The sequence below is a fragment of the Methylobacterium litchii genome (assembly GCF_038442315.1).
In the GTDB taxonomy this organism is placed as follows: Bacteria; Pseudomonadota; Alphaproteobacteria; order Rhizobiales; family Beijerinckiaceae; genus Methylobacterium; species Methylobacterium litchii.
Map to the genome: position 1 here is coordinate 70,134 of NZ_JBBXMY010000015.1, position 21,531 is coordinate 91,664.

General features: G+C 70.1%; 19 protein-coding genes and 1 pseudogene. 13 read left to right on the forward strand and 7 right to left on the reverse strand.

Going from position 1 to position 21,531, the window contains the following annotated elements:
• Positions 1-8: 8 nt before the first annotated feature.
• The 4 genes from frc to AAHF99_RS21825 all read right to left on the reverse strand — a co-directional run bounded on the left by frc (position 9) and on the right by AAHF99_RS21825 (position 7,008).
• Entirely contained in the window at positions 9-1,286 is a 1,278-nt protein-coding gene (frc, locus tag AAHF99_RS21810; protein WP_342166588.1) for a formyl-CoA transferase, read from the reverse strand.
• A gap of 165 nt (positions 1,287-1,451) precedes the next feature.
• Positions 1,452-3,503, reverse strand: coding sequence for a GAF domain-containing protein (locus AAHF99_RS21815; RefSeq protein WP_342166562.1), 2,052 nt, complete (start codon positions 3,501-3,503; stop codon positions 1,452-1,454).
• A gap of 186 nt (positions 3,504-3,689) precedes the next feature.
• Complete coding sequence (locus tag AAHF99_RS21820) at positions 3,690-5,168, reverse strand: methyl-accepting chemotaxis protein (RefSeq protein ID WP_342166563.1); 1,479 nt, start codon at positions 5,166-5,168, stop codon at positions 3,690-3,692.
• Positions 5,169-5,358: 190 nt separating this feature from the next.
• The gene (locus tag AAHF99_RS21825) at positions 5,359-7,008 is read right to left on the reverse strand and encodes a methyl-accepting chemotaxis protein (RefSeq protein WP_459558957.1); all 1,650 of its coding nucleotides are present in this window, start codon (positions 7,006-7,008) and stop codon (positions 5,359-5,361) included.
• Between the two features lie 780 nt (positions 7,009-7,788).
• Here AAHF99_RS21825 and AAHF99_RS21830 point away from each other — a divergent pair.
• The 7 genes and pseudogenes from AAHF99_RS21830 to AAHF99_RS21860 all read left to right on the forward strand — a co-directional run.
• Complete coding sequence (locus AAHF99_RS21830; RefSeq protein WP_342166565.1) at positions 7,789-8,178, forward strand: hypothetical protein; 390 nt, start codon at positions 7,789-7,791, stop codon at positions 8,176-8,178.
• Positions 8,179-8,223: 45 nt separating this feature from the next.
• The gene (locus tag AAHF99_RS21835; protein WP_342166566.1) at positions 8,224-8,904 is read left to right on the forward strand and encodes a hypothetical protein; all 681 of its coding nucleotides are present in this window, start codon (positions 8,224-8,226) and stop codon (positions 8,902-8,904) included.
• A gap of 135 nt (positions 8,905-9,039) precedes the next feature.
• Complete coding sequence (locus AAHF99_RS21840) at positions 9,040-10,347, forward strand: hemolysin family protein (protein WP_342166567.1); 1,308 nt, start codon at positions 9,040-9,042, stop codon at positions 10,345-10,347.
• 74 nt (positions 10,348-10,421) lie between these two features.
• Positions 10,422-11,795, forward strand: a complete 1,374-nt coding sequence (locus AAHF99_RS21845; protein ID WP_342166568.1) for a TAXI family TRAP transporter solute-binding subunit — start codon at positions 10,422-10,424, stop codon at positions 11,793-11,795.
• Positions 11,796-11,962: 167 nt separating this feature from the next.
• Positions 11,963-12,646, forward strand: coding sequence for a lysophospholipid acyltransferase family protein (locus AAHF99_RS21850; protein WP_412759931.1), 684 nt, complete (start codon positions 11,963-11,965; stop codon positions 12,644-12,646).
• 34 nt (positions 12,647-12,680) lie between these two features.
• Positions 12,681-13,715, forward strand: coding sequence for a ribosome small subunit-dependent GTPase A (rsgA, locus tag AAHF99_RS21855; RefSeq protein WP_342166570.1), 1,035 nt, complete (start codon positions 12,681-12,683; stop codon positions 13,713-13,715).
• Positions 13,716-13,781: 66 nt separating this feature from the next.
• Positions 13,782-14,132, forward strand: a pseudogene (locus AAHF99_RS21860) (EAL domain-containing protein); the annotation flags it as partial.
• A gap of 31 nt (positions 14,133-14,163) precedes the next feature.
• On the opposite strand, the gene AAHF99_RS21865 reads toward AAHF99_RS21860, so the two are convergent.
• The gene (locus AAHF99_RS21865; RefSeq protein WP_412759929.1) at positions 14,164-14,436 is read right to left on the reverse strand and encodes a hypothetical protein; all 273 of its coding nucleotides are present in this window, start codon (positions 14,434-14,436) and stop codon (positions 14,164-14,166) included.
• 461 nt (positions 14,437-14,897) lie between these two features.
• Here AAHF99_RS21865 and AAHF99_RS21870 point away from each other — a divergent pair, with 461 nt between their 5' ends.
• A complete protein-coding gene (locus tag AAHF99_RS21870) occupies positions 14,898-15,713 on the forward strand; it encodes a DUF3658 domain-containing protein (protein ID WP_342166571.1) in 816 nt (271 codons plus the stop codon).
• Positions 15,714-15,919: 206 nt separating this feature from the next.
• Here the strand turns inward: AAHF99_RS21870 and AAHF99_RS21875 are convergent, their stop codons facing one another.
• On the reverse strand, positions 15,920-16,099 hold the full coding sequence (locus tag AAHF99_RS21875) for a GntR family transcriptional regulator (RefSeq protein WP_342166572.1): 180 nt from the start codon (positions 16,097-16,099) through the stop codon (positions 15,920-15,922).
• A gap of 19 nt (positions 16,100-16,118) precedes the next feature.
• A complete protein-coding gene (locus tag AAHF99_RS21880; RefSeq protein WP_342166574.1) occupies positions 16,119-16,835 on the reverse strand; it encodes a TetR/AcrR family transcriptional regulator in 717 nt (238 codons plus the stop codon).
• 111 nt (positions 16,836-16,946) lie between these two features.
• Between AAHF99_RS21880 and AAHF99_RS21885 the strand changes: the two genes are divergently transcribed.
• The 5 genes from AAHF99_RS21885 to AAHF99_RS21905 are packed head-to-tail and all read left to right on the forward strand — an operon-like array spanning position 16,947 to position 21,473.
• Complete coding sequence (locus tag AAHF99_RS21885; protein ID WP_342166575.1) at positions 16,947-18,152, forward strand: acyl-CoA dehydrogenase family protein; 1,206 nt, start codon at positions 16,947-16,949, stop codon at positions 18,150-18,152.
• A gap of 17 nt (positions 18,153-18,169) precedes the next feature.
• Entirely contained in the window at positions 18,170-19,348 is a 1,179-nt protein-coding gene (gene bktB / locus AAHF99_RS21890; protein WP_342166576.1) for a beta-ketothiolase BktB, read from the forward strand.
• A gap of 7 nt (positions 19,349-19,355) precedes the next feature.
• Positions 19,356-20,123 (forward strand): SDR family NAD(P)-dependent oxidoreductase, encoded by a 768-nt coding sequence (locus tag AAHF99_RS21895; RefSeq protein WP_342166577.1) that lies wholly within the window; start codon positions 19,356-19,358, stop codon positions 20,121-20,123.
• A gap of 2 nt (positions 20,124-20,125) precedes the next feature.
• Positions 20,126-21,157, forward strand: a complete 1,032-nt coding sequence (locus AAHF99_RS21900; RefSeq protein ID WP_342166578.1) for a phosphotransferase family protein — start codon at positions 20,126-20,128, stop codon at positions 21,155-21,157.
• Positions 21,150-21,473: a DUF6285 domain-containing protein gene (locus tag AAHF99_RS21905; protein WP_342166579.1), complete on the forward strand. Its 324-nt coding sequence runs from the start codon at positions 21,150-21,152 to the stop codon at positions 21,471-21,473. The genes AAHF99_RS21900 and AAHF99_RS21905 overlap by 8 nt, the downstream gene beginning before the upstream one ends.
• Positions 21,474-21,531: the final 58 nt, after the last annotated feature.

Genomic DNA, 21,531 nt, shown 5'->3' on the forward strand with positions numbered 1-21,531 from the left:
GGCCAGCCTCACTCCGCCGCGATCTTCGTGGCCCGGCCCATCGCGCCCGACCACAGGATCGCGTCGATCTCGGCGGTGGAACAGCCGAGCACGTCGCGCAGGATCTCGTCGGTATGCTCGCCCAGCAGCGGCGAGCGTTCGATCGCGACGGGGTTCGCCGACAGGCGGATCGGGTTGCCGACCGTGAGGTAGGATCCCCGCGTCGGGTGATCGACCTCGACGACCGTTCCGCTGGCGCGCAGCGCCTCGTCCTCGGCGATCTCCTTCATCGAGAGGATCGGCCCGCAGGGTATGTCGTAGGCGTTGAGGATATCCATCGCCTCGAACTTGTCGTGCTTCATCGTCCACGCCTCGATGCGCGTGAAGATCTCGTTGAGATGCGGCAGGCGGGCCTGGGGTGAACTGTAGTTCGGGTCCGTCGTCCAGTCCGGCTCACCGATGATGTCGCAGATCGGCTTCCAGACCGCCGCCTGCGCGATGAAGTAGATGTAGGCGTCCGGGTCCTGCTCCCAGCCCCGGCATTTCAGGATGCGACCGGGCTGCCCGCCGCCGGAATCGTTCCCGGCCCTCGGGACGGCCTCACCGAAGGGCACACCCTCGCCGAACTGGCTGTATTCCGGGAGCGGCCCGCGCGCGAGGCGCTGCTGGTCGCGCAGCTTCACCCGGCAGAGGTTGAGCACGCTGTCTTGCATCGCACAATCGACACGCTGCCCGCGCCCGCTCTGAACGCGGTGATAGAGGGCGGTGACGATCCCCAGGGCGAGGTGGAGCCCGGTCCCGGAATCGCCGATCTGCGCGCCGGTCACCATCGGCTTGTCGCCGCGCCAGCCCGTGGTCGAGGCCGAGCCGCCCGCGCATTGGGCGACGTTCTCGTAGACCTTGCAATCCTCGTAGCGGCCCGGCCCGAAGCCCTTTACCGAGGCGAGGATGAGGCGCGGATTGGCCTCCTGCAGGGCGTCCCAGGTCAGGCCCATCCGGTCGAGGGCGCCCGGCGCGAAATTCTCCACGAGGACGTCGCATTCGCGGATGAGGCGCCAGAGCACCTCCTTGCCGGTCGGGTGCTTCACGTCGATCGTGATCGACCGTTTGTTGTGGTTCAGCATCGTGAAGTAGAGGCTGTCGACGCCGGGGATGTCCTGCAACTGCTGGCGCGTCGCGTCGCCGCCATCCGGGCGCTCGATCTTGATGACGTCAGCGCCGAACCAAGCCAGCAACTGTGTGCATGTCGGGCCGGACTGAACATGCGTGAAGTCCAGAACCTTCACGCCCGCGAGCGGCGCGCCCATCATGGCTTCCTCCGTCGATGTGAGCCTATCTGGCTTCGATTCACGGGGGCTTGTTCGCCTTGTGCCGTGAAGCGTCCGAGGGAGCCTGCGCCGCGTCCATCATTGTCGCGGGGCATAGGCGACCATCCGACACGCGAAGAGTCATGGCATACCAAATACCAATAGTCAAAATGGGGTCGAGACCGCTTGCGCCGGAGCGTCGTCCTGCACTGCGTTCTCCGAGCGGAACGCAGCCAGCGGCGCCTCGATGGTGAAGGCGAATCCCTCGGGCTCGTAGGCGAGGGTCACCTCGCCCCCGACCTGACCCGCCAAGCCGCGTTCGATCAGCCGGGTGCCGAACCCCTTCCGCTTGGGCGGGCTGACGGGCGGTCCGCCGCGTTCAATCCAGGCGAGCCGCAGCCGCGCGCCGCCCCCGGCCTCCCGCACCCGCCATTCCACGGCGACGCGCCCGGTCACGTTCGACAGGGCGCCGTACTTCGCCGCGTTCGTCGCCAGTTCGTGCAGCATCAGCGACAACGACAGGGCGACCTGACCGCCGACCAGGATCTCCGGTCCCGAGACGTCGAAGCGCCCCGAGGCATCGGCGTGCAGGTGGAGGGCGCGGGTGACGACGTCCCGGATGGGGCTCGTCGCCAACTCGCCGTCGAGCAGCAGATCGTAGGATTGCCCGAGCCCCGCGAGGCGGCCCGCCAGGACCTCGCTCGCCCCCGTCAGGTCGTCGGCCGAGCGCAGGGTCTGCGTCGCGATGGCCTGCACCATCGCGAGGAGGTTCTTCAGGCGGTGGCCGACCTCATGGGTCCGCAATTGGCGCTGCTCCTCCGCCCCGATCCGCATCAGGGCGAGGCGCGTCCGATCCGCGACGGCCTTGGCGAAGGCGACCTCCTCCGCCGTCCAGGCACGGGGCCCGGATTCGTGCAGGCAGAGCACCCCGTCGAGGTGGTCCCCGGCCATCGCCGGCACGTTGACGAGCGCGCTGATGTCGAAGCGCCGCAGCGCGTCGAGGCTCGCGGCGGTGCGTGGATCGGTGCGGACATCCGCGATCACCACGGTCTCGCCCCGGCGCAGATCGTCGATGTAGCGCCCGTAATCCGCGTAGCGGTGGCGCCCGACGACGCTGCGCTGGCCCGGCCGCGTCCAGTCCCGCTGGAAGTCGATGCCGCTCTCGGCCCGGTCCACGGCGCCGTAGGCGGCCCGCGACAGGCCAAGGGTCTCCCCGGCCGTCGCGGCGGCGAGGGCCGAGACGGAATCGGCCTCCGCCATGTTTCGAATGTCGTCGCCGAGGCGCGTCAGGGCGGTGAGCCTCACGGAGGCCTGCCGTTCCGTGGTCCGGTCGCGCGAGACCGCGAGCAGCCGTTCCGGCCGTCCGTCCCCGCCCCGGATGGGAGTGACAGACACATCCCAGTATTTCACGACGCCGCGCAGGGTGCGCGCCCAGCCTTCGAAGCGGCCCTCGCCGCCGGCGGCGGCCCGCGCGACGGCCGCGCGGGCCTCGTCCTCGGACGGTCCCGCCCAGAACCGAGGCCAGTAAGCGCCATGGATCGTCGCGAAATCCTCGACATCCATGGCGACGAGGCCGGGGCCGTTCATGAAATCGAGGCGCCCCTCCAGATCGAGCACCTTGATGCAATCGGGCGAGGCGGCCAGCACGCTGTGCAGGAAGGCCGCGCTCGCCCGCAGCCCGGCCGCCTCTTCCTCGCGGGCCAGCAGGGTGCGGCGGGCCTCGAACAGCGCCATGACCTGATCGGCCAACCCCCGCAGGAGGTCCGCCTGGGATCGCGTCAGGCCGCCTTCGCGCGGGGCGCGGTCGATGACGCACACCGTGCCCAACCCGTGGCCGCAGGCGCTGCGCAGGGGGGCGCCCGCGTAGAAGCGGAAGGCGGAGGGACCCGTGACGGCGAGGTTGTCCCGGGTGCGCGGGTCCCGCGTCAGGTCCGGGATGACGAGGGCGTCCGTCTCCGGCAGGGCGTGGACGCAGATCGACCGGTCGAGGCCGGTCTCGGCCTTCTCGAAGCCGATGCGGGCCTTGAACCATTGCCGCTCGGCGGCGACCAGGGTGATCATGCCGACCGGCGCGGCACAGGCCTCCGTCGCGAGGCGGATGAGGCCGTCGAACGTCCCGTCCCCCGGCGTGCCGGGAAGGCCGTAGCTCGTGAGGGCCGCCAGGCGTCCCGCATCGCCCGCATAGGCCGCGGGAGTCTCGGCGCGCGCGGGAATCATGCCGGGTACGCGACGGCCCCGCGCCGGCCGGCACGGTTCCGCTGCAAGCCGGTCAAAGTCGCCCTGGCTCGGTCCCCCCGATCCCGCACGTGGCCCGCCCCCGTCGCCGCGAAGCAGCGTCGGCCAAGATTACGGTGCCCGCGACGCCAGGGGAAGGACGGTTCGCCGCGATCCGCCCTCCTCGGTTTAGGCCGCCATGCTGCGCGAGGCGTCGCGGACGAGGCGCGTCGCGGCATCGACCTCGCGGGTCGAGGAGGCGATCACGCCGACGCTGTGGCTGATCTCGGAGACCGCGCCGGTCATCGCCTGCATGTTGACCGACATCTCCCGCGCCACGGCGGCCTGCTGCTCCACGGCGGAGGAGATGGCCGAGGAGATGGCGTTCACTTCTTCGATAGTCTCGCCGATGCCGGTGATGGCGGAGGCCGCCCGGTTCGCCGCGTCCTGGGTCTCGGCGATCTGGCCGCCGATGCTCTGGGTCGCCTTGGCGGTCTGCGCAGCGAGGTCCTTCACCTCGGCGGCGACCACGGCGAAGCCCTTGCCGGCCTCGCCGGCGCGGGCCGCCTCGATGGTGGCGTTGAGCGCCAGGAGGTTCGTCTGCGATGCGATGCTCGAGATCATGCCGACCACGTCGCCGATGCGCTGGGCCGCCGAGGCGAGCCCGGCCACGACGGTGGAGGTGGCGTTCGCCTGTTCGACGGCGCGTCCGGTGACCTGCAGGGCACGGCTGACCTGCCGGCCGATCTCCCCGACGGACGAGGCGAGTTCCTCCGCGCCCGCCGCGACGCCCTGGGTGTTGCCCGAGGCCTGCTCGGCGGCGCTGGCGGCCCCCACGGCCTGCTGGGAGGCCTGGAAGACGGCGGCGGCGATGCCATCGAGATCGTGATCGATGCTGCGGTGCAGCTCCGCCCGGCACTGGCGCTCTTCCACGGCGGGGGTGATGTCGGTGGCGAACTTGACGACCTTCACGAGACGGCCGGCGGCGTCGCGGACGGGATTGTAGGTGGCCTGGATCCAGACGGCGCGCCCGCCCTTGGCGATGCGCTTGTATTCGGCCTGCTGGAACTCGCCCCGGCGCAGCCCGTCCCAGAACGCGCGGTAGGCGTCGCTCCCGTGCTCGGATTCGTCCACGAAGATGGCGTGATGCCGGCCCTGCACCTCGTCGAGGCCGTAGCCGACGACCGCCAGGAAGTTGGGGTTCGCCGTCAGGACGGTGCCGTCGAGGGCGAACTCGATGATGCCCTGCGAGCGATCGAGGGCGTCGAGCTTGCCCGCGTTGTCGGCATTGCGCAGCTTCTGTTCCGTGATGTCGGTGGCGCATTTGAACACGCCGTAGGGCTTGCCGTTGCGCCCGATGAGGGGGTTGTAGCTCCCCTGGATCCAGACCTCGCGGCCGCCCTTGGCGATGCGCTTGTATTCGGCCTGCTGGAACTCGCCCCGGCGCAAAGCCGCCCAGAACTGCCGGTAGGCGTTGCCCTCGCGCTCGGCCGGGTCCACGAACATCGCGTGGTGCTGCCCCCGGATCTCCTCGATCCGGTAGCCGAGGGCGGCGAGGAATTTGGCGTTGGCGTTCACGACCCGGCCGTCGAGATCGAACTCGATCAGTGCCTGGGAGGCGTCGAGCGCGTTCAGCTTCGATCTGAACTCGGCATTGGGGAGCAGCATCTCAAGTCTCCACGGGGAAGGAGGATCGTCTCCTGTGTTCCCGCCATTCTGCACGGTGACGACTGCCACGGCCCTCAAGCCGATGCGTGAATAGCGGGTCAAATCGATGAGGATTTGATTAAATGACTGTCTTTTCGGCGGGGCGCCAGCAAGAACGAGGGTCGAATTCGCAGCGGCCGTTTGTCGCCGCTCACGCGGCCCGGATCTTGGTCAGGAACCGCGTGACCTCGCCGCCCAGGTGCTCGGACTGACGCGACAGGTCCGAGGCCGCCGTCAGGACCTGCGTGGCCGCCGCGCCGGTTTCCTCCGAGGCGCGGGCGACGCCGGTGATGTTGCTCGTCACCTCACCGGTCCCGGCGGCGGCCTCGGTCACGTTGCGCACGATCTCCTGCGTCGCCGCCCCCTGCTGCTGCACGGCGGCGGCGATGGACGAGGCGACCGCGTTGATCTCCTGGATGCGGTGCCGGATGCCGTCGATGGCCCCCACGGCGCTGACGGTCGCCCCCTGGATGCGCCCGATCTGCTTCGTGATGTCCTCGGTGGCGCGGGCGGTCTGGTTCGCCAGCTCCTTCACCTCCGCCGCGACGACGGCGAAGCCGCGCCCGGCCTCGCCGGCCCGCGCCGCCTCGATCGTGGCGTTGAGGGCCAGGAGGTTGGTCTGGCTCGCGATGGCCGAGATCATCGACACCACGTCGCCGATCTTGCGCACCGCTTCGCTGAGTTCCTGCACCAGCATCGCCGTCTGGTCGGCCTCGGTCACGGCCTGCCCCGCGAGGTCCTCCGAGCCGGACACCTGCCGGGCGATCTCGTCCACCGAGGCCCCGAGCTCCTCGGCGGCGGCGGCGACGGTGTTGACGTTGGCGGCGGCCTGGTTGGCGGCGGCGGCGACCGTCGTCGACTGGCGCGCGGTGTCGGCGGCGATCCCCGACATGCTGGAGGCGGTGGCCTGCAACTCCGTCGCCGCCGAGGCGACCGAGGACAGGACGGCACCCACCGTCTGCTCGAAGGCGTCCGCGAGCTGCGCGAGTTCGGCCTTGTGGCGCACCTCCGCCTCGGCCCGCTCCCGGGCGGCCTCCTCCTCCAGAAGGCGGACGCGCTCGCGCTGCTCGACCTGCGCGGTGACGTCGATGGCGAACTTCGTCACCTGCACCGGCCGCCCGTCTGCGTCGAAGACCGGGTTGTAGCTCGCCTCGATCCAGACCTCGCGGCCGCCCTTGCCGATGCGGCGGAACTGCCCCGCTTGGAACTCGCCCCGGCGCAGGGCCTCCCAGAAGCGGGCATAGTCCGTGCCGGCGCGCTCGGCGGGATCGACGAACATTCCGTGGTGCTGGCCGACGACCTCCCCGGCCGTGTAGCCGACCGCGTTCAGGAAATTCGCGTTCGCCTCCAGGACGTGGCCGTCGAGGTCGAAGCTGATCACCGCCTGCGACTTGCGGATGGCATCGACCTGCCCCCGCAGCGCCGCCGCCTCGACCGTCTGCGCCGTGACGTCGGTGGCGTATTTCACCACCTTGGCGACCTGGCCCCCCTCGTCCCGGATCGGGTTGTAGGCGCCCTTGATCCACACGGCCTTGCCGGCCTTCGTGATCCGCTTGAACGCGGCGACCTCCGCGCGTCCGGCGCGCAGCCCGTCCCAGAACACGGCGTAGTCGCGGCTGTCGCGATAGGCCACATCGACGAAGAGGCCGTGATGGCGGCCCCGGATCTCGTCCAGGGTGTAGCCCATCAGGTCGAGGAACAATCCGTTGGCCGTCAGGATCGTGCCGTCGGGCAGGAACTCGATCACCGCCTGCGCCGCCTCCACCGCCGCGAGGCGGCGGGCATGGTCCCCGGCTTCCAGGCGGGGCGCGGCGTCGCTCCAGGCGAGGGACTGGCCCACATTCTCGCCCTCGACCGTCACGGGCGCCGCCGTGACGTCGTAGAGGCGCCCGCCGAGCATGGCCACGGCCGTCGCCCCTCGACCGTCCAGGGCGGCGAGGGACCGTCCGTCCGTGTCGCGGCAGAGGCCGTCGATGTGCCGGCCGACGACCTCCCCCGGCCGGAGGCCGCCGAGGAGGTCGGCCATGGCCGGGTTGATCGCCGTGACGAGGCCCTTCCCGTCGAGATTCACCACCGGCGTGCGGAGAGCCGCGAGCGTCGCGGCACGCATGACGGCGTGGCGGCGGCGGGCGACGAAGTCGAGCATGACGGGATCCCTGTTGCGTGCGGCGAGCCCGGCGCCGCGAGGCGGCCGCACGGGGCTCGATCGTGGCCTCATGATCGGCCCAGGGCGCTACCGAAGTCTGAATTCGATCGTCCAAAGCCCGCGGCGAACACATCATTCGCGGACGATAATGTACAAACAAACGATGATTTATTGATGTGTCGCGGCGCCGTGAAATAAATCATGCCATGGTGCGCAGGTTTCGCCACGGAGCCCGCGCGTCCCCCGGTTCCCCGGGGCCGGGGCAATGCGTGGTACGATCCTTGCTGTGCTAATTGAAGTTATACTTGCCGATCCCATGTACCGGCCGTTGTCTATGGCCGAGGTTCGTTGCAACGGGCCGGGATCGTCCATTATTTTCGGAACGCTTCCTCCGCGACATGGCTTCATTCCGTGAAACCGCGTGGGAGATGCGTAATGCGCCAGACACTGACCACCGTTGCTCTGCTGACCCTTCTGGGTCTGAGCCCGGTCGCCGCCCAGACCACCGTGACCGGCAAGCCTGCCCCCGATGCCGCGACGAGCGAGTCGTCGGGCGGCCAGAAGGCCGTCGCCCGGCCCAACACCGACCGGCCGGACGCCAACACTCCGAGCACGACCGCGACCGCCTCGGGCGCCAAGCTTGAGGAAGGCGCCAACAGCTTCACCGAGGCGCAGGTCCGCCACCGTCTGGACGAGGCCGGCTTCAAGGACGCCAAGGATCTCAAGAAGGACGACAAGGGCATCTGGCGGGGCACCGCGATGATGAACGGCAAGGCCGTGCCCGTCGGCGTGGACTTCAAGGGCAACGTCGCCGCTCCCCACTAGCGGCACCGGACGGCCAGCACCCCGAAATCCAGTCAGGAGGCCACCATGGCACAGCAGACCATTACCGCCCTGTTCGACAGCTACGACGACGCCGGAGAGGCCGTCGCCAAGCTGGAAGCCGGCGGCATCCCCCATGCGAACGTGAGCATCGTCAGCAACAACGAGGGTGACAGGCACGCGGGCCGCCTCGGTTCGGGCACCGATCACGACACCAAGCAGGGCGCCGAGACCGGCGCGGGCACCGGGGCGACCCTCGGCACCGTAGCGGGCGGCGCGGCCGGATTGCTCGCCGGCCTCGGCCTGCTGGCGATCCCCGGCGTGGGACCGGTGGTGGCGGCCGGCTGGCTGGTCAGCGCCCTCACCGGCGCCGGGATCGGCGCGGCGGCGGGCGGTCTCGTCGGCGGTCTGGCGGGGGCCGGGCTCAACGAGAGCGACGCCCATGTCTATTCCGAGGGCGTGCGCCGGGGCGGCACCCTCGTGACGGTGCGCGCGGACGACTCGCGGTCGCCGATGGTGATGGACATCCTCGAGCAGCACGGCTCCATCGACATGGACGAGCGGACGCGGAACTGGAAGTCGGACGGCTGGGAGATGCCGGCGGCCACCGCCGCGACCCAGCCGACGGACCTGCAGCCGTCGCCCTCCGGCACCGGCCTGTCCTCGGCTGGCATGGTCGATGGGCGCAGCCGCGTCCGCGCCTACCCGAGCGCCGAGAACATGCCGTAAGGCAGGTCGACGGCTCTGCGGCACGGACGGCGAAAGCCCGTAGGCTGAACGCCGTCCGTGCTGTAAGGACCCGCGGGGCGTGGGGCTTGGCGGGAGGCGGCGATTTCTGACGATGGTTGGGGCACTTTCGTCGGGTTGTTCGCCGTCCTCGCCCTCGTTCTTGCGAACGGCTTCTTCGTGGCGGCCGAGTTCGCCCTGGTGGCGGTGCGGCGCAGCCGCGTCGCCGAACTCGTCGCCGAGCGACGCCTGAACGCCAAGGCGCTGCTCTGGGCGACCGACCATCTCGACGCCCATCTCGCGGCGACCCAGCTCGGCATCACCATCTCGTCGCTGGCCCTCGGCTGGGTCGGCGAACCCGCCTTGGCCCGGCTGATCGAGCCCGTCCTGGTGTGGCTGCCCGACACGCTCTCGAACGCGGCGGCGCACACGGTCGCGGTGGTGATCTCGTTCACCATCATCACCGCGCTGCACATCGTGCTCGGCGAGTTGGCGCCGAAAAGTCTCGCGCTTCAGCGCAGCGAGCGCACGGCGCTGGCGATCATCCGGCCGCTCAGCCTGTTCCTGATCCTCTTCCGCCCGGCGATCTCGTTCCTCAACGGGCTCGGCAACGGCGTGCTGCGCCTGTGCGGCCTGCAACCCGGCCACGGGGAGGGCGGCCACCACTCGACCGCCGAATTGAACCTGCTGGTCGAGGCGAGCCGCGAGGCCGGCCTCCTCCGCGAGGCGCAGCAGGAGGCCGTGGAGCGCATCTTCAAGCTCGGGGATCGCCGGGTCCGCGAGATCATGACGCCGCGCCACGAGGTCGAATGGGTCGATCTCGACGCGCCGCCGGACGCGATCCTGAGGGCGGTGCGGGCCTGCAGCCACGCCCATGTCGTCGTCAGCCGGGGCGGCATCGACGAACTCGTCGGCGTGCTGCGCAAGCAGGACCTGCTCCACCAGATCCTCGATGGCCTGACGCCCGACGTCGAGGCGGCGACCCAGCCCCCGAACGTCATCCACGAGGCGCTGACGGTCCTCGCCGCCCTGGAAAGCTTCCAGCGCAATCCGGTGCAGATGGCGGTGATCGTGGACGAGTACGGCAGCCTGGAAGGTCTCGTCACCCAGACGGACCTGCTGGAGGCCATCGCGGGTGACATCCCCGAGCCCGGTGAGGATCCGTCCGTGGTCGAGCGGGAGGACGGCTCGCTCCTCATCGACGGTATGATGCCGGCCGCCGAGGCCTTCGAGCGCCTCGCCTTCGCCGAGCCGCCGGCCATGGACGATTACGCGACGCTCGCCGGCTTCATCATCTATCGCCTCGGACGCATCCCGGCGACCGGCGACACCCTCGTGGCCGAGGGATGGCGGCTGGAGGTCATCGACATGGATGGCCGCCGCATCGACAAGGTCCTCGCCGCGCCGCTTCCCGACCGGCCCGTGACGGCCAGCGGAGCGGATTGACCGGGTTTGCCGTTAGGCTCCCGGACTTCGGGCGCCGACCGGTCGCGGGGGGAAGCGTATTGCGGACATTGGCGTTGCCCGGCCTCCGCGAGGCCCTGCTGCCCCTCGGCCTCGTGGCCTTCTTGGTCTTCGGCGGCGTCGCCGCGTACTGGCTGACCCGCCCGACGACCCTGACCCTCGCGGTCGCCCCACAGGGCGGGACGGAGCCGGCGCTGCTGCGGGCCTACGCGGCGGAACTCGCCCGACGGAAGCTCGGAATCCGGCTGAAGGTCGTGGGCTTCGACGGTGTGCGCGAGAGCGCGGAGGCGCTGAAGGCCGGACAGGCCGACCTCGCGGTGGTCCAGCCGGACGTGGCCCTGCCGGGCAACGGCCTCACCCTCGCGGTGCTGCGGGCGCTGGCCGCCTTCGTCGTCGCGCCGGGGGCCTCCGGCATCAAGGCCGTGCCGGACCTCGCGGGCAAGCGGCTCGGCATGCTCGCGGGCCGCACGGCGGACCGGACCCTGCTGCGCAACCTCGTCGCCCATTACGGGCTCGACCTCCTCGCCGATGCGCCGGCCGGCGACATCGGCCCGAAGGCCGTCGCCCTCGTCCCGGTCGAGGAAGCGGACGTCACCGCCGCGATCCGGGACGGGCGCATCGACGCCCTGGCCCTCGTGACGACCCCCACCTTCCCGGCGGCGCGACGGGCGGTCGGCGCCGTCGCCGACGCGGCCGAGGGCGGCGAGGTCGCCCTCTTCGGTGTCTCCGACGCAGCGGCCGTGCTGGCGCGCTGGCCGCGCCTGCAGCCGGTCACGGTGCCGGCCGGGCTCTATGGCGGCCATCCCCGCCTGCCCGCCGAGGACGTCGCCACCGTGGGCTCGTCCTACCGCCTGATGGGGCGCGCCGGCCTGTCGCGCAGCGTCGCCGCCGAGGTGACGCAGCACCTGTTCGAGATGCGCTCGACCCTGGCGGAGACCGTACCGGCGGCCGAGGACGTCGTGCATCCGGATTACGAGGACACGGCGGACGCCACGAGCGCCCGCCTGCCCATCCATCCGGGGGCCATCGACTATTACGAGCGCGAACAGGAAACCTTCATCGAGCGCTACGAGAGCTGGATCTACCTCGTCGCCATCCTCGGCGGCGGCCTGGGCTCGACGGCGGCGTGGCTGCGCCAGCGCCTCGGACGGATCCGCCGGGAGCGGATCGAGGTGGCGACCGCCCGGCTGCTGGAATTGCGGACGGAGGCGCGGCGGGAGACCGACCGCGTGCGCCTGGAGGCGATGGCGGGGGAGGTGGACGACCTCGCGGGCAGCATCGCGCGCCACGCCCTGAACCGGCCGACCGAACCACGCACGCTCGGCGCCGCCACCGTCGCCATCGAGGCGGCGCGCTCCACCGTGCGGCGGGCGCTCGCCACCGCCGCGCCGCCCGCACGATCCGGGACCACGGACGTTATTCAGTCATGATCGGACGGCATCGCGTCGCGGTTCACCGCCCGAGCCGGCGGATCGCGGCCGAAACGTCGTGCGTCCCGCGCCGCGAGACGCTATTCAGACGATCTGCCCCGGCTCGGGCCCGATCAAGAGGACCCACCTTGGCACGCGTCCGGTTTTTTCTGTTCGCCTCGTACTGGATGGGGTGGACAGCTTTGTTCCTCGCGCCGCTGGCGGTCTTCGCCCTGGCCGGATCGCCGACCCGTCCGATCCGCGCGGCGACGCGTCTGTGGGCGCACGGCATCCTCTTCGGCCTGCGCCGCCTCGTCGGGCTGAACTACGTCGAGGAGGGGCGGGAGCACATCCCCGCCGAACCTTGCCTGATCGTCGCGAACCATCAATCCGCCTGGGAGACCTTGGCCTTCCTCGTGCTCGTCCCCGACGTCGCCATCATCGCCAAGCGCGAATTGCTGGCGATTCCCGTGGTCGGCTGGTTCCTGCGCCGCTCGCCGATGATCATCATCGATCGCGCCAACGGCACGCAGGCCCTGCGCACGATGATCGACGGATGCCAAGCGGCCGTCGCGTCGGGCCGCTCGGTGCTGATCTTCCCAGAGGGGACCCGGGGTGAGATGGCCGATCCCGTGCGGTTCAAGCGCGGCGTCGAACTGCTCTACGGCCGCCTCGGCCTGCCGGTGGTGCCGGTCGCCGTGAATTCCGGCCTCTTCTGGCCCGGCGGCGGCCCGGCCCGGGCCGGCACCGTCGTGGTGAGCTACCTCGCCACCCTCGACCGGAACCTGCCGACCGCCGAGTTCCTGCGCGCCACCGAAGGCGCCATCGACCGCGAACTCGACCGCTGGCGCCCCGCTATCGCCGGAGCATGAGGCGGATGGCTGGCCAGGCGCGGGATCGCGTGTCATGGGCCGGACCGTGACCGATCATCCGACCGCCCCCCAATCCATCGACCTTGCAAGTCTGGGTTGGTCCGATTTCTTCGAAGACCAGCGCGAGCCCCACGAGGTCGATCTCGCCCCGATGCGGATCGCCGCGATCCACCGCTCTCGCCTGACCGCCCTGTCGGAGGCCGGCTCGGTCGCGTTGACGCTGGCCGTCCGTGCCAACGCGGGCGACGTCACGGTGGGCGATTGGATCCTCGTCGAGCCCGAGACCCGGACCCTGCACCGCCGTCTCGACCGCCTGACGGTGATGGAGCGACGCACGGAAGGCAGCAAGACGCTTCAGGCCGCGGCGGCCAATGTCGACACGCTGTTCATCGTCACGTCCTGCAACGCCGACTTCAATCCCGCGCGCCTGGAGCGCTACCTGGCCCTGGCCAATCAAGGCGGCACACAACCCGTGCTCCTGCTCACTAAGGCCGACACGACGGACGATCTGGAGACCTACCAGCGTGAAGCGTCCGCGTTGCAACGCGGACTCGACGTGGTGACGGTCAATCCCCGTCTCCCCACGGCTGCCGACACGCTGGCTCCGTGGTGCGGGATGGGGCGGACGGTGGCGTTGGTCGGCTCCTCCGGGGTCGGCAAATCGACTCTGGTGAACACGCTGGCGGGTCCCGATCAGGTCGTTGCCCAGGAGACCGGCGGCATTCGCGAGCACGATGCGAAGGGACGCCACACGACCACCGGCCGTTCGTTGCATCGCATGGCCGGCGGTGGCTGGGTCATCGACACGCCGGGGATGCGAACGCTGCATCTCGGTGGAGCCGCGGACGGGCTCGACATCGTGTTTGCCGAGATCGTCGAACGCGCACCGTCGTGCCGATACCGCGACTGTACCCACGCCCATGAGCCCGGCTGCGCCGTGACCGCCGCGATCACCGAAGGCGCGATCAAACCGGAGCGCGTGACCCGGTGGCGCAAGCTCGCCGAAGAGAACCGGGACAACACGCCCGTATCGGTTGGACCACGCGGGCGCCACCGCACCCATAGTTGAGCGACTGAGACGCGTCGTCTTGCTGGGCACGCGGGCGAGACAATCCTCGGTAACAACGAGGACCGGATTAGGCCGTCAACGACAGCCGCGGCCATCTCGTCGGCGACCGGCTTCATCGTGGAGATCGGCCGCTGGGCGTTGCGGCGCGCCTGCACGGATGCCCGAGGCTGGCCCGACCTGCGGGTTGCCGTGAACATCTCCTCCCTGCACATCCGGATGCCGGGCTTTCACGCGGAGGTGGCCGCCATCCTCGGCGAGACCGGACTCGGCCCGGACAAGCTCGAGATCGAGATTACCGAATCGGTCCTGCTCGATCACGGGCCGGAGGTGCTGGAGAATCTGAACCGCCTCCGCGCGACCGGCGTCCGCATCGCGCTCGACGGCTTCGGCACGGGCTATTCGAGCCTGAGCTACCTGACCGAAACCGGCGTCAGCCGCTACGGTGGGATCAGTAGCCGACGTAGCCGCCCGCACCCCGGCTCGGACGCGCCATGCCGTTGCCGGTCGAGGGCTGCGCGACCTGCCGGTTCCGCGCCTGCCGGTTCGCGAGGACCCGACCGGCCGCGCACCCGCCCACGGCCCCGAGTACGCCGTGCCCGGTGTAGTGACCGGCGATGCCGCCGACGATGGCGCCCTTGATGCAGCCCTTGGCCTCGGCCGCCTGGCTGGCGACCAGAAGAGAACTCGCGGCCACCACGGCCATCGCGACACGCTTCATCATGGTGATCTTGTCCTTCGCGGCACCCCAGCCGCGTTCATGATGTAAGGGGTTGTTAAGCGGCTTGAAGAGGTCGTCCTCCGATTTTTATAGTCTTTCGCATCTTGAATTTGTCGACACGAAGACGGCTGAGGCGAGACGGAACAGATTGGTCATCTCTGAGTTTCTGCCGTTCAATGCCGCGTTCGTGGCACAGAGCAGAATTCGTCGCAGCACCCTCCGGGTTACATCGCTATACCGACGAATTCGGATGGCTTCGGCCAACGAGTTTCGATGTTGTCCAAGAAGCTCTTTGATGGGTCGTCGTCTGGCCCCGTTTTCCGTGGGAGGCCATGGGGGGCGGGACTTTCGGTGTGCTGTCATGAAACGTTACACGGCGGGCCCGACGGGTAACATTGTCGCCACGTCGGAAGGCGACTGTGATCTCCGCCGCCCCGACGACCGCGCGGCGATGAGGGTCGCCGATGTCCGATGCTGCCGAAATCGTCCATGTGACGTGGGGGGTGAGCCGAGCGGATACCATCCGTGACGCGCTCCGATCGCAGCGCGACGACGCGCGCGTCATCGCGCTCTCGGGCGCCCTGAATTACGGCCCCATCAACCCGCCGGACCCGGATGTTCGGCACGCTTGGCTCAAAGCCGTCTTGCGGCCCGATCCCTACGCCGATCAGCGCGAGGCGGAGGAGCCTTGGGCGGAAGCCACGTCGGCTCGGGTGCATCCCGTCTACTGGGTCTGCAGAAGCGACGCGGCCGAACACGCCAGTTTCCTCGAATTCGCGTTCCGGATGAATGGCCGCCCCTTCGACGTCATCGACGCCACGGACCTCGACTTCGTCACGCGCGACGGCGTCCGAAGGCCCTGGTCGCTCGGGATCATGCGGCGTGAGGACATCGTCGCGTCTGGCCTGAAGGACAAGCGACGCGTCTTCTCACGGGCCGAGTGCGCCGCCGCCGCCGCTGCGTGGGCGGCATTGAGGAGCGAGGATGCCCCCTTGCGCATCGTGCGCGACGGCCGCTTGGTGTCGGCTCCACTGACCCACTTCGACGCTGCGCTCATCTCCCAAGCCACAGCAGACTGGGAAGTCGCGGCGAAGGTGATCGGGCGCACGATGCAACATCTGGCCGTCGAGGTTGACCCACCCGGTCAGGCGGTCAGCGACATCGTTCTGTTCGGCCGTATCCAGGCGCTCGGAGATGCGGGCGGTCTGGAGATCAAAGGCCCGGGACCCGGCCTGCGCGATTACGAGGTCAGAAAGCCCACCACCGCGTCATCGGCCTGAGAGGCCAGGGTGGCAGCCAGTCTTCATCGACCGAACCTCCAGACGCGGATCTCAATCGCACGTTAAGCGGCGAGTGAAAACGTACAGGATTCTAGATCTACGGCGCTCCGTCTCGCTCTCAATTGTTCTCAGTGACCGTCCGGTGCGTTCCCGGCGCGCCCGAGTTCCGCCGCGACGCCGGCATCGCCCGTCACCAGGCCGATCGCCTAAACGTCGCGGACGTGGGCCTCGCCAAACTGAATGATGTCCTCCAGGGAGGCCAACGCCTGCCGGTATCCGCTGGCCGGGGCGGTCGCCTCGACCCACGTCCCAGCCTTCTTGTTTCGCGAGACCAGCCCCTGATCCTGCAACTGCCGAATAGCAGTGCGCACTGGGTGCCGGCTCATCCCGACTCTTCCCCCCCCTTTACGCCTTCGTGATCGCGCGCTCGACGAAGGCGATTACGCTGGCAATATAGGCGCCGATGGGCGTGCCGCGTTTCCGGTATTTCGCACGCTTGACGTACCAATCCTGCAGCAACGGCTTGATGAGCGCCGCCGTCAGATTGACATCGGGGATCGCGAAGACGCCTCGCTCGACCCCACGCGCCAGCACATCCGCGAAAATCCGCTCCGTTGCGAGTTCGCTCTCGATGGCGAAGGCCCGCGCGGCGGCGGGGAAGCCCTTCGCCTCCATGAAGGCGAAGACGAACCACGGCTGCATCGCCTCGGTGAGCCGAATATGCGTCTCGATCAGCCAGCGCAGATGCGCGGCGGGATCGGCCTCGAGTCCGGCGGGCGCATCCCGCAAAACCGCCTCCACCGTCTCGGACACCTCCGTCAGGATCATGACGAGGAGAGTGTTCTTGTTGTCGAAGTAGGAATAGAGGCCGCCCATGCTGAGGCCGGTGACGCGGGCGAGGTCGCGCAGGCTGATTTCGTGGAAGCTCTGCCGGCTCGACAGCTTCAGCACCGCCTCGATGATCCGGGCGAGGTTGGCGGTGGCGAGGTGCGGCTTGCGCACGCTCACGTGGTCGCGATGACGTTCGAGGATGCGGACGCAGATCGCTTCGGTCGTCGTGGCGTGCCTGGGGAATGCCTCCACCGCCGCGCCCTTCACATCCGGATCCCGTGCCAGCGTCATGGGTCCATCGTCTCGCCCATAGGGTCTCATAGCCTGTTGCCACGGCCGGGTTCAAACGCTAAAAAAGCGAGCGCTCGCTCGTTTTTCGACGATCTGGGGAAGCTGCTTCCGATGGATTTCACGATTTCCCCGCGCGTCGAGGAGTACCGCGCCCGCATCGCGGCCTTCGTCGACACCCACGTCATCCCCGTGGAGCGGGACAAGGCCGCCTACGACGGCCACGGCAACATCGCCCTGCCGGAGCTGGAGCGCCTGCGCGGCCTCGCCCGCGCCGAGGGCCTGTGGTGCCTTCAGCTGAAGCCGGAGACCGGCGGGGCGGGCCTCGACAAGGTCGGCATGGCGGTCTGCTACGAGGCGATGAATCGCTCGATCTTCGGGCCCGTGGTGTTCAACTCCGCCGCCCCCGACGACGGCAACATGATGGTGCTGGAGAAGGTCGCCACCCTCGAGCAGAAGGCGCGCTGGCTCGATCCGATCGTGCGCGGCGAGGTTCGCTCCGCCTTTGCGATGACGGAGCCCCATCCCGGCGGCGGCTCGGATCCCGGCATGATCCAGACCCGCGCCGAGCGGCGGGGGGACAGCTACGTCGTCACCGGCCGCAAGTGGTACATCACGGGCGCGGAGGACGCGGCCCACTTCATCCTGATGGCGCGGACCTCCGACGATGCCCGCAGGGGCCTCACCGCCTTCCTGTTCCACCGGGACAGCCCCGGCTGGCACATCGTCCGGCGCATCGGGATCATGGGGCCGGAGGAGCACGGCGGCCATTGCGAGATCGCCTTCGAGGGGCTGGAAATCCCCGCGCGCGACGTGCTGATGAACGAGGGCGACGGGCTCAAGCTCACGCAGATCCGCCTTGGTCCGGCGCGCCTGACGCATTGCATGCGCTGGCTCGGCCTGTCGAAGCGCTGCGTTGAGATCGCCCGCGCCTACGCCGCCGAGCGACACGGCTTCGGCATCCGGCTGGCCGACCGGGAGAGCATTCAGCTCATGCTCGGCGACCTCGCCATGCGCATCGAGATCGGCCGGCTCCTCGTGGCCAAGGCCGCCTGGGCGCTGGACCGGGGCAGCTTCGCCCGCAAGGAGGTCTCCATGGCGAAGGTTCATGTGGCGAACCTCCTGCACGCGGCGGCCGACACGGCGATCCAGATCAACGGCGCGCGGGGCTATTCCACGGATACGCCGCTCGAATGGATCTACCGCTACGCAAGGCAGGCGCGGCTCGTGGATGGGGCCGACGAGGTCCACAAGATGGTGCTGAACCGCAACCTGGAAGCCGAGGGCGACGCCTTCTGGACTTGGGACGTGGGCGCGTAACACAAGGAATGGTCGCCATGACGGACGTGGTCATCACCGGGGCCGTGCGCACGGCCATCGGCACCTTCGGCGGGTCGCTGGCGGCGATCCCGCCCTCCGAACTCGCCGCGCGATGCGTGACCGAGGCGCTCAAGCGCTCCGGGACCAAGGGTGAGGAGATCGGCCACGTGGTCTTCGGCCACGTCATCCCCACGACCCCGCGCGACGCCTACATCGCCCGCGTCGCGGCGATGGAGGGCGGCATCCCGCAGGAGGTGCCCGCAATGACCGTGAACCGCCTCTGCGGCAGCGGCCTGCAGGCCCTCGTCTCGGCGGCCCAATCCGTGATGCTGGGCGATGCGGACGCCGCGCTCGCAGGCGGCGCCGAGAGCATGAGCCGGTCGCCGCATCTCCTGTCGGCGGCCCGGTTCGGCCAGAAGATGGGCGACATCACCGCCGTCGATTACATGACCGGCGCGCTCTCCGATCCCTTCGGCAACGGGCATATGGGCGTCACCGCCGAGAACATCGCGAGCCGCTACGGCATCTCCCGCGAGGATCAGGACGCTTTCGCCGAACAGAGCCAGGCCCGCGCGGCCAGGGCCATCGCCGAGGGCCGGTTCCGCGACCAGATCCTGGTGATCCCGGTGCAGCGCAAGCGCGAGACCGTGCCCTTCGACACCGACGAGCACCCCAAGGCCACGAGCCGCGACGACCTCGCCAAGCTCCGCCCGGCCTTCGCCAAGACCGGCAGCGTCACCGCCGGCAACGCCTCCGGCCTCAACGACGGCGCCGCCGCCCTCGTGCTGATGAGCGCCGACAAGGCCGCCCGCGAGGGCGCCAAGCCGCTCGCCCGCATCGTCGGCTATGCCCATGCCGGCGTCGACCCGTCCGAGATGGGGATGGGGCCGGTCCCGGCGGTGACGCGGCTGTTGGAGCGCACCGGCCTGCGCGCCTCCGACTTCGACGTGATCGAGTCGAACGAGGCCTTCGCCGCCCAGGCCTGCGCGGTGTCCCGCGTCCTCGACCTCGACCCGGAGAGGGTGAACCCCAACGGCGGCGCCATCGCGCTCGGCCATCCGATCGGCGCCAGCGGGGCGATCATCGCCGTGAAGACCCTCTACGAACTCGCCCGCATCGGCGGCCGCTACGGCCTCGCCACCATGTGCATCGGCGGCGGCCAGGGCATCGCCGTCGCCTTCGAGCGCGTGCAGTGAGGCGAGCATGAGCGGCATCTTCGACCTGACCGGCCGGCACATCCTCGTGACCGGCGCGTCGAGCGGGCTCGGGCGCCACTTCGCCACCATGCTGGCGACGACCGGGGCGACCCTCTCCCTCGGCGCCCGCCGCGCAGAGGCGCTGGCTGAGACCGTCGCCGCCGTCGAGGCGCGGGGCGGGCAGGCGCGGGCGATCGTGATGGACGTCACCGACCGGGCGAGCATCGAGGCGGCTCTGACTCAAGCAGAGGAGCGCTTCGGCCCGGTGTCGGTGCTCGTGAACAACGCGGGCGTCACCACCACGACCCCCGCCCTCGACCTCTCGGAAGCCGAATGGGACGGGGTGCTCGACACCAACCTGAAGGGCGTGTTCCTCGTCGCCCAGGCCACCGCCCAACGCATGGTCGCGGCGGGGCAGGGGGGCAGCATCGTCAACGTCGCCTCGATCCTGGGGCTGCGGGTCGCCGGGGGGCTCGCGTCCTACGCCGCCTCGAAGGCCGCCGTGATCCAGTTGACCAAGAGCCTCGCCCTCGAATGGGCGCGCCACGGCATCCGCGTGAACGCCCTGGCGCCGGGCTACGTGCGCACCGAACTGAACGCCGCGTTCTTCGAGTCCGAGCCGGGCAAGGCGCTCATCAAGCGCGTGCCGCAGCGGCGGCTGGGCGAGGCCGGCGAGCTCGACGGGGCGCTGCTGCTCCTCGCCTCGCAGGCCGGATCGTACATGACCGGCTCGGTCCTCGCCGTCGATGGCGGCCACCTCGTCTCGGGGCTGTGAGCATGGACGAGACGCAGCTCAGCGCCTGGATCGCCGCGCATCTCGGCGTGCCGGACCTGCGGATCGAGGAGAGCCGCCCCCTCGGCGGCGGCTCGATCCAGGAGAACCGCCTGATCCGCTGCCGGAGCGGGGAGGGGGTGCGGGCGTTCGTCCTGCGCCGGGACGCAGCCGCCACCATCGCCTCCAGCCGCTCGCGGAGGGAGGAGTTCCGCTTGCTCGAAGCCGCCCACGCGGCGGGGGTGCGCGTACCCGAGCCCATCGGCTTCTGCGACGACGCGGGGGTGATCGGCGCGCCCTTCGCCTTGATGGGGCTGGTGGCGGGGGTCGGCCTCGGGCCGCGCATCGCCAAGGACCTCACCCTCGGCGGCGACCGCGAGAAGCTCGCCGAAGACCTCGGGCGCGAACTCGCCAGGATCCACGGCGTCCTCGACCCGCGCCAGGACCCGCCGCCCGCGCTCGCCTTCCTCGGCCCGCCCGAGCCGGATCCGGCCCGCGCCGAGATCGCGCGCCTGCGCGAAAACCTCGACGGGATCGGCGCCAAGCGCCCGGCCATCGAATGGGGCCTGCGCTGGGCCGAGGCCGCCGCGCCGTCCTGCCCGGCGCCGGCCCTCGTCCACCGGGACTTCCGCACCGGCAATTACATGGTCGATGAGGCGGGGCTGACCGCGATCCTCGATTGGGAATTCGCCGGGTGGGGCGATCCAGCCCAGGATCTCGGCTGGTTCTGCGCCGCCTGCTGGCGCTTCGGCCGCCACGACAAGGAGGCGGGGGGCATCGGCTCACGCGAGGCGTTCGAGCGCGGCTACGCCGCCGGGGGCGGGCAGTCGGTGGACCGCGAGCGGGTCGCCTACTGGGAGGTGATGGCGCATCTGCGCTGGGCGGTGATCGCCCTGGAGCAGGGGGCGCGGCACGTCTCGGGCCGCGAATTCTCCCTCGAACTCGCCCTCACCGGGCGGATGGTGCCGGAACTGGAACAGGCGATCCTCGCCGCCACCGCCCCCGCCGCCTGGCCACGGAGCCAATTCGATGCGTGACGACCCCTCCGGCGCTGACCTGATCGAAGCCGCCCGCCGGGCGCTTGCCGAGGAGGTCGTGCCCGGCCTCACTGGCCGCCCGCGCTACGTGGCGCTGATGGTGGCGAACGCGCTGGGCATCGCCGCCCGCGAGATCGGGGAGGGAGATGGGCTCGCTGCCGCCGAGACCGACCTCCTTGCCGGGGAGGGAGCCGATGCGCTCGTCCGTGCGATCCGGGAGGGGCGACGGGATGCCGACCCCACGCTCCACGCCGCCCTTTCAGCCAAGGCCGACGTGGCCTCCAGGATCTGGAAGCCGCGCCCACCGGTGAAATAACCGGGCCGGAAGCAAGGGCCTGTCAGGCAAGCGGCATGCGCATCGAAGCGTCGTGCAT

Coding starts and splice junctions, on each gene's coding strand:
- AAHF99_RS21815 (WP_342166562.1), bottom strand. CDS start 3,503: ATGATTCCCGCGCGCGCCGAGACTCCCGCGGCCTATGCGGGCGATGCG.
- AAHF99_RS21880 (WP_342166574.1), bottom strand. CDS start 16,835: ATGACGCTGGCACGGGATCCGGATGTGAAGGGCGCGGCGGTGGAGGCA.
- AAHF99_RS21875 (WP_342166572.1), bottom strand. CDS start 16,099: ATGAGCCGGCACCCAGTGCGCACTGCTATTCGGCAGTTGCAGGATCAG.
- bktB (WP_342166576.1), top strand. CDS start 18,170: ATGACGGACGTGGTCATCACCGGGGCCGTGCGCACGGCCATCGGCACC.
- AAHF99_RS21835 (WP_342166566.1), top strand. CDS start 8,224: ATGGCACAGCAGACCATTACCGCCCTGTTCGACAGCTACGACGACGCC.
- AAHF99_RS21820 (WP_342166563.1), bottom strand. CDS start 5,168: ATGCTGCTCCCCAATGCCGAGTTCAGATCGAAGCTGAACGCGCTCGAC.
- AAHF99_RS21900 (WP_342166578.1), top strand. CDS start 20,126: ATGGACGAGACGCAGCTCAGCGCCTGGATCGCCGCGCATCTCGGCGTG.
- rsgA (WP_342166570.1), top strand. CDS start 12,681: ATGGGCCGGACCGTGACCGATCATCCGACCGCCCCCCAATCCATCGAC.
- AAHF99_RS21895 (WP_342166577.1), top strand. CDS start 19,356: ATGAGCGGCATCTTCGACCTGACCGGCCGGCACATCCTCGTGACCGGC.
- AAHF99_RS21865 (WP_412759929.1), bottom strand. CDS start 14,436: ATGATGAAGCGTGTCGCGATGGCCGTGGTGGCCGCGAGTTCTCTTCTG.
- frc (WP_342166588.1), bottom strand. CDS start 1,286: ATGGGCGCGCCGCTCGCGGGCGTGAAGGTTCTGGACTTCACGCATGTT.
- AAHF99_RS21830 (WP_342166565.1), top strand. CDS start 7,789: ATGCGCCAGACACTGACCACCGTTGCTCTGCTGACCCTTCTGGGTCTG.
- AAHF99_RS21885 (WP_342166575.1), top strand. CDS start 16,947: ATGGATTTCACGATTTCCCCGCGCGTCGAGGAGTACCGCGCCCGCATC.
- AAHF99_RS21905 (WP_342166579.1), top strand. CDS start 21,150: ATGCGTGACGACCCCTCCGGCGCTGACCTGATCGAAGCCGCCCGCCGG.
- AAHF99_RS21870 (WP_342166571.1), top strand. CDS start 14,898: ATGTCCGATGCTGCCGAAATCGTCCATGTGACGTGGGGGGTGAGCCGA.
- AAHF99_RS21850 (WP_412759931.1), top strand. CDS start 11,963: ATGGGGTGGACAGCTTTGTTCCTCGCGCCGCTGGCGGTCTTCGCCCTG.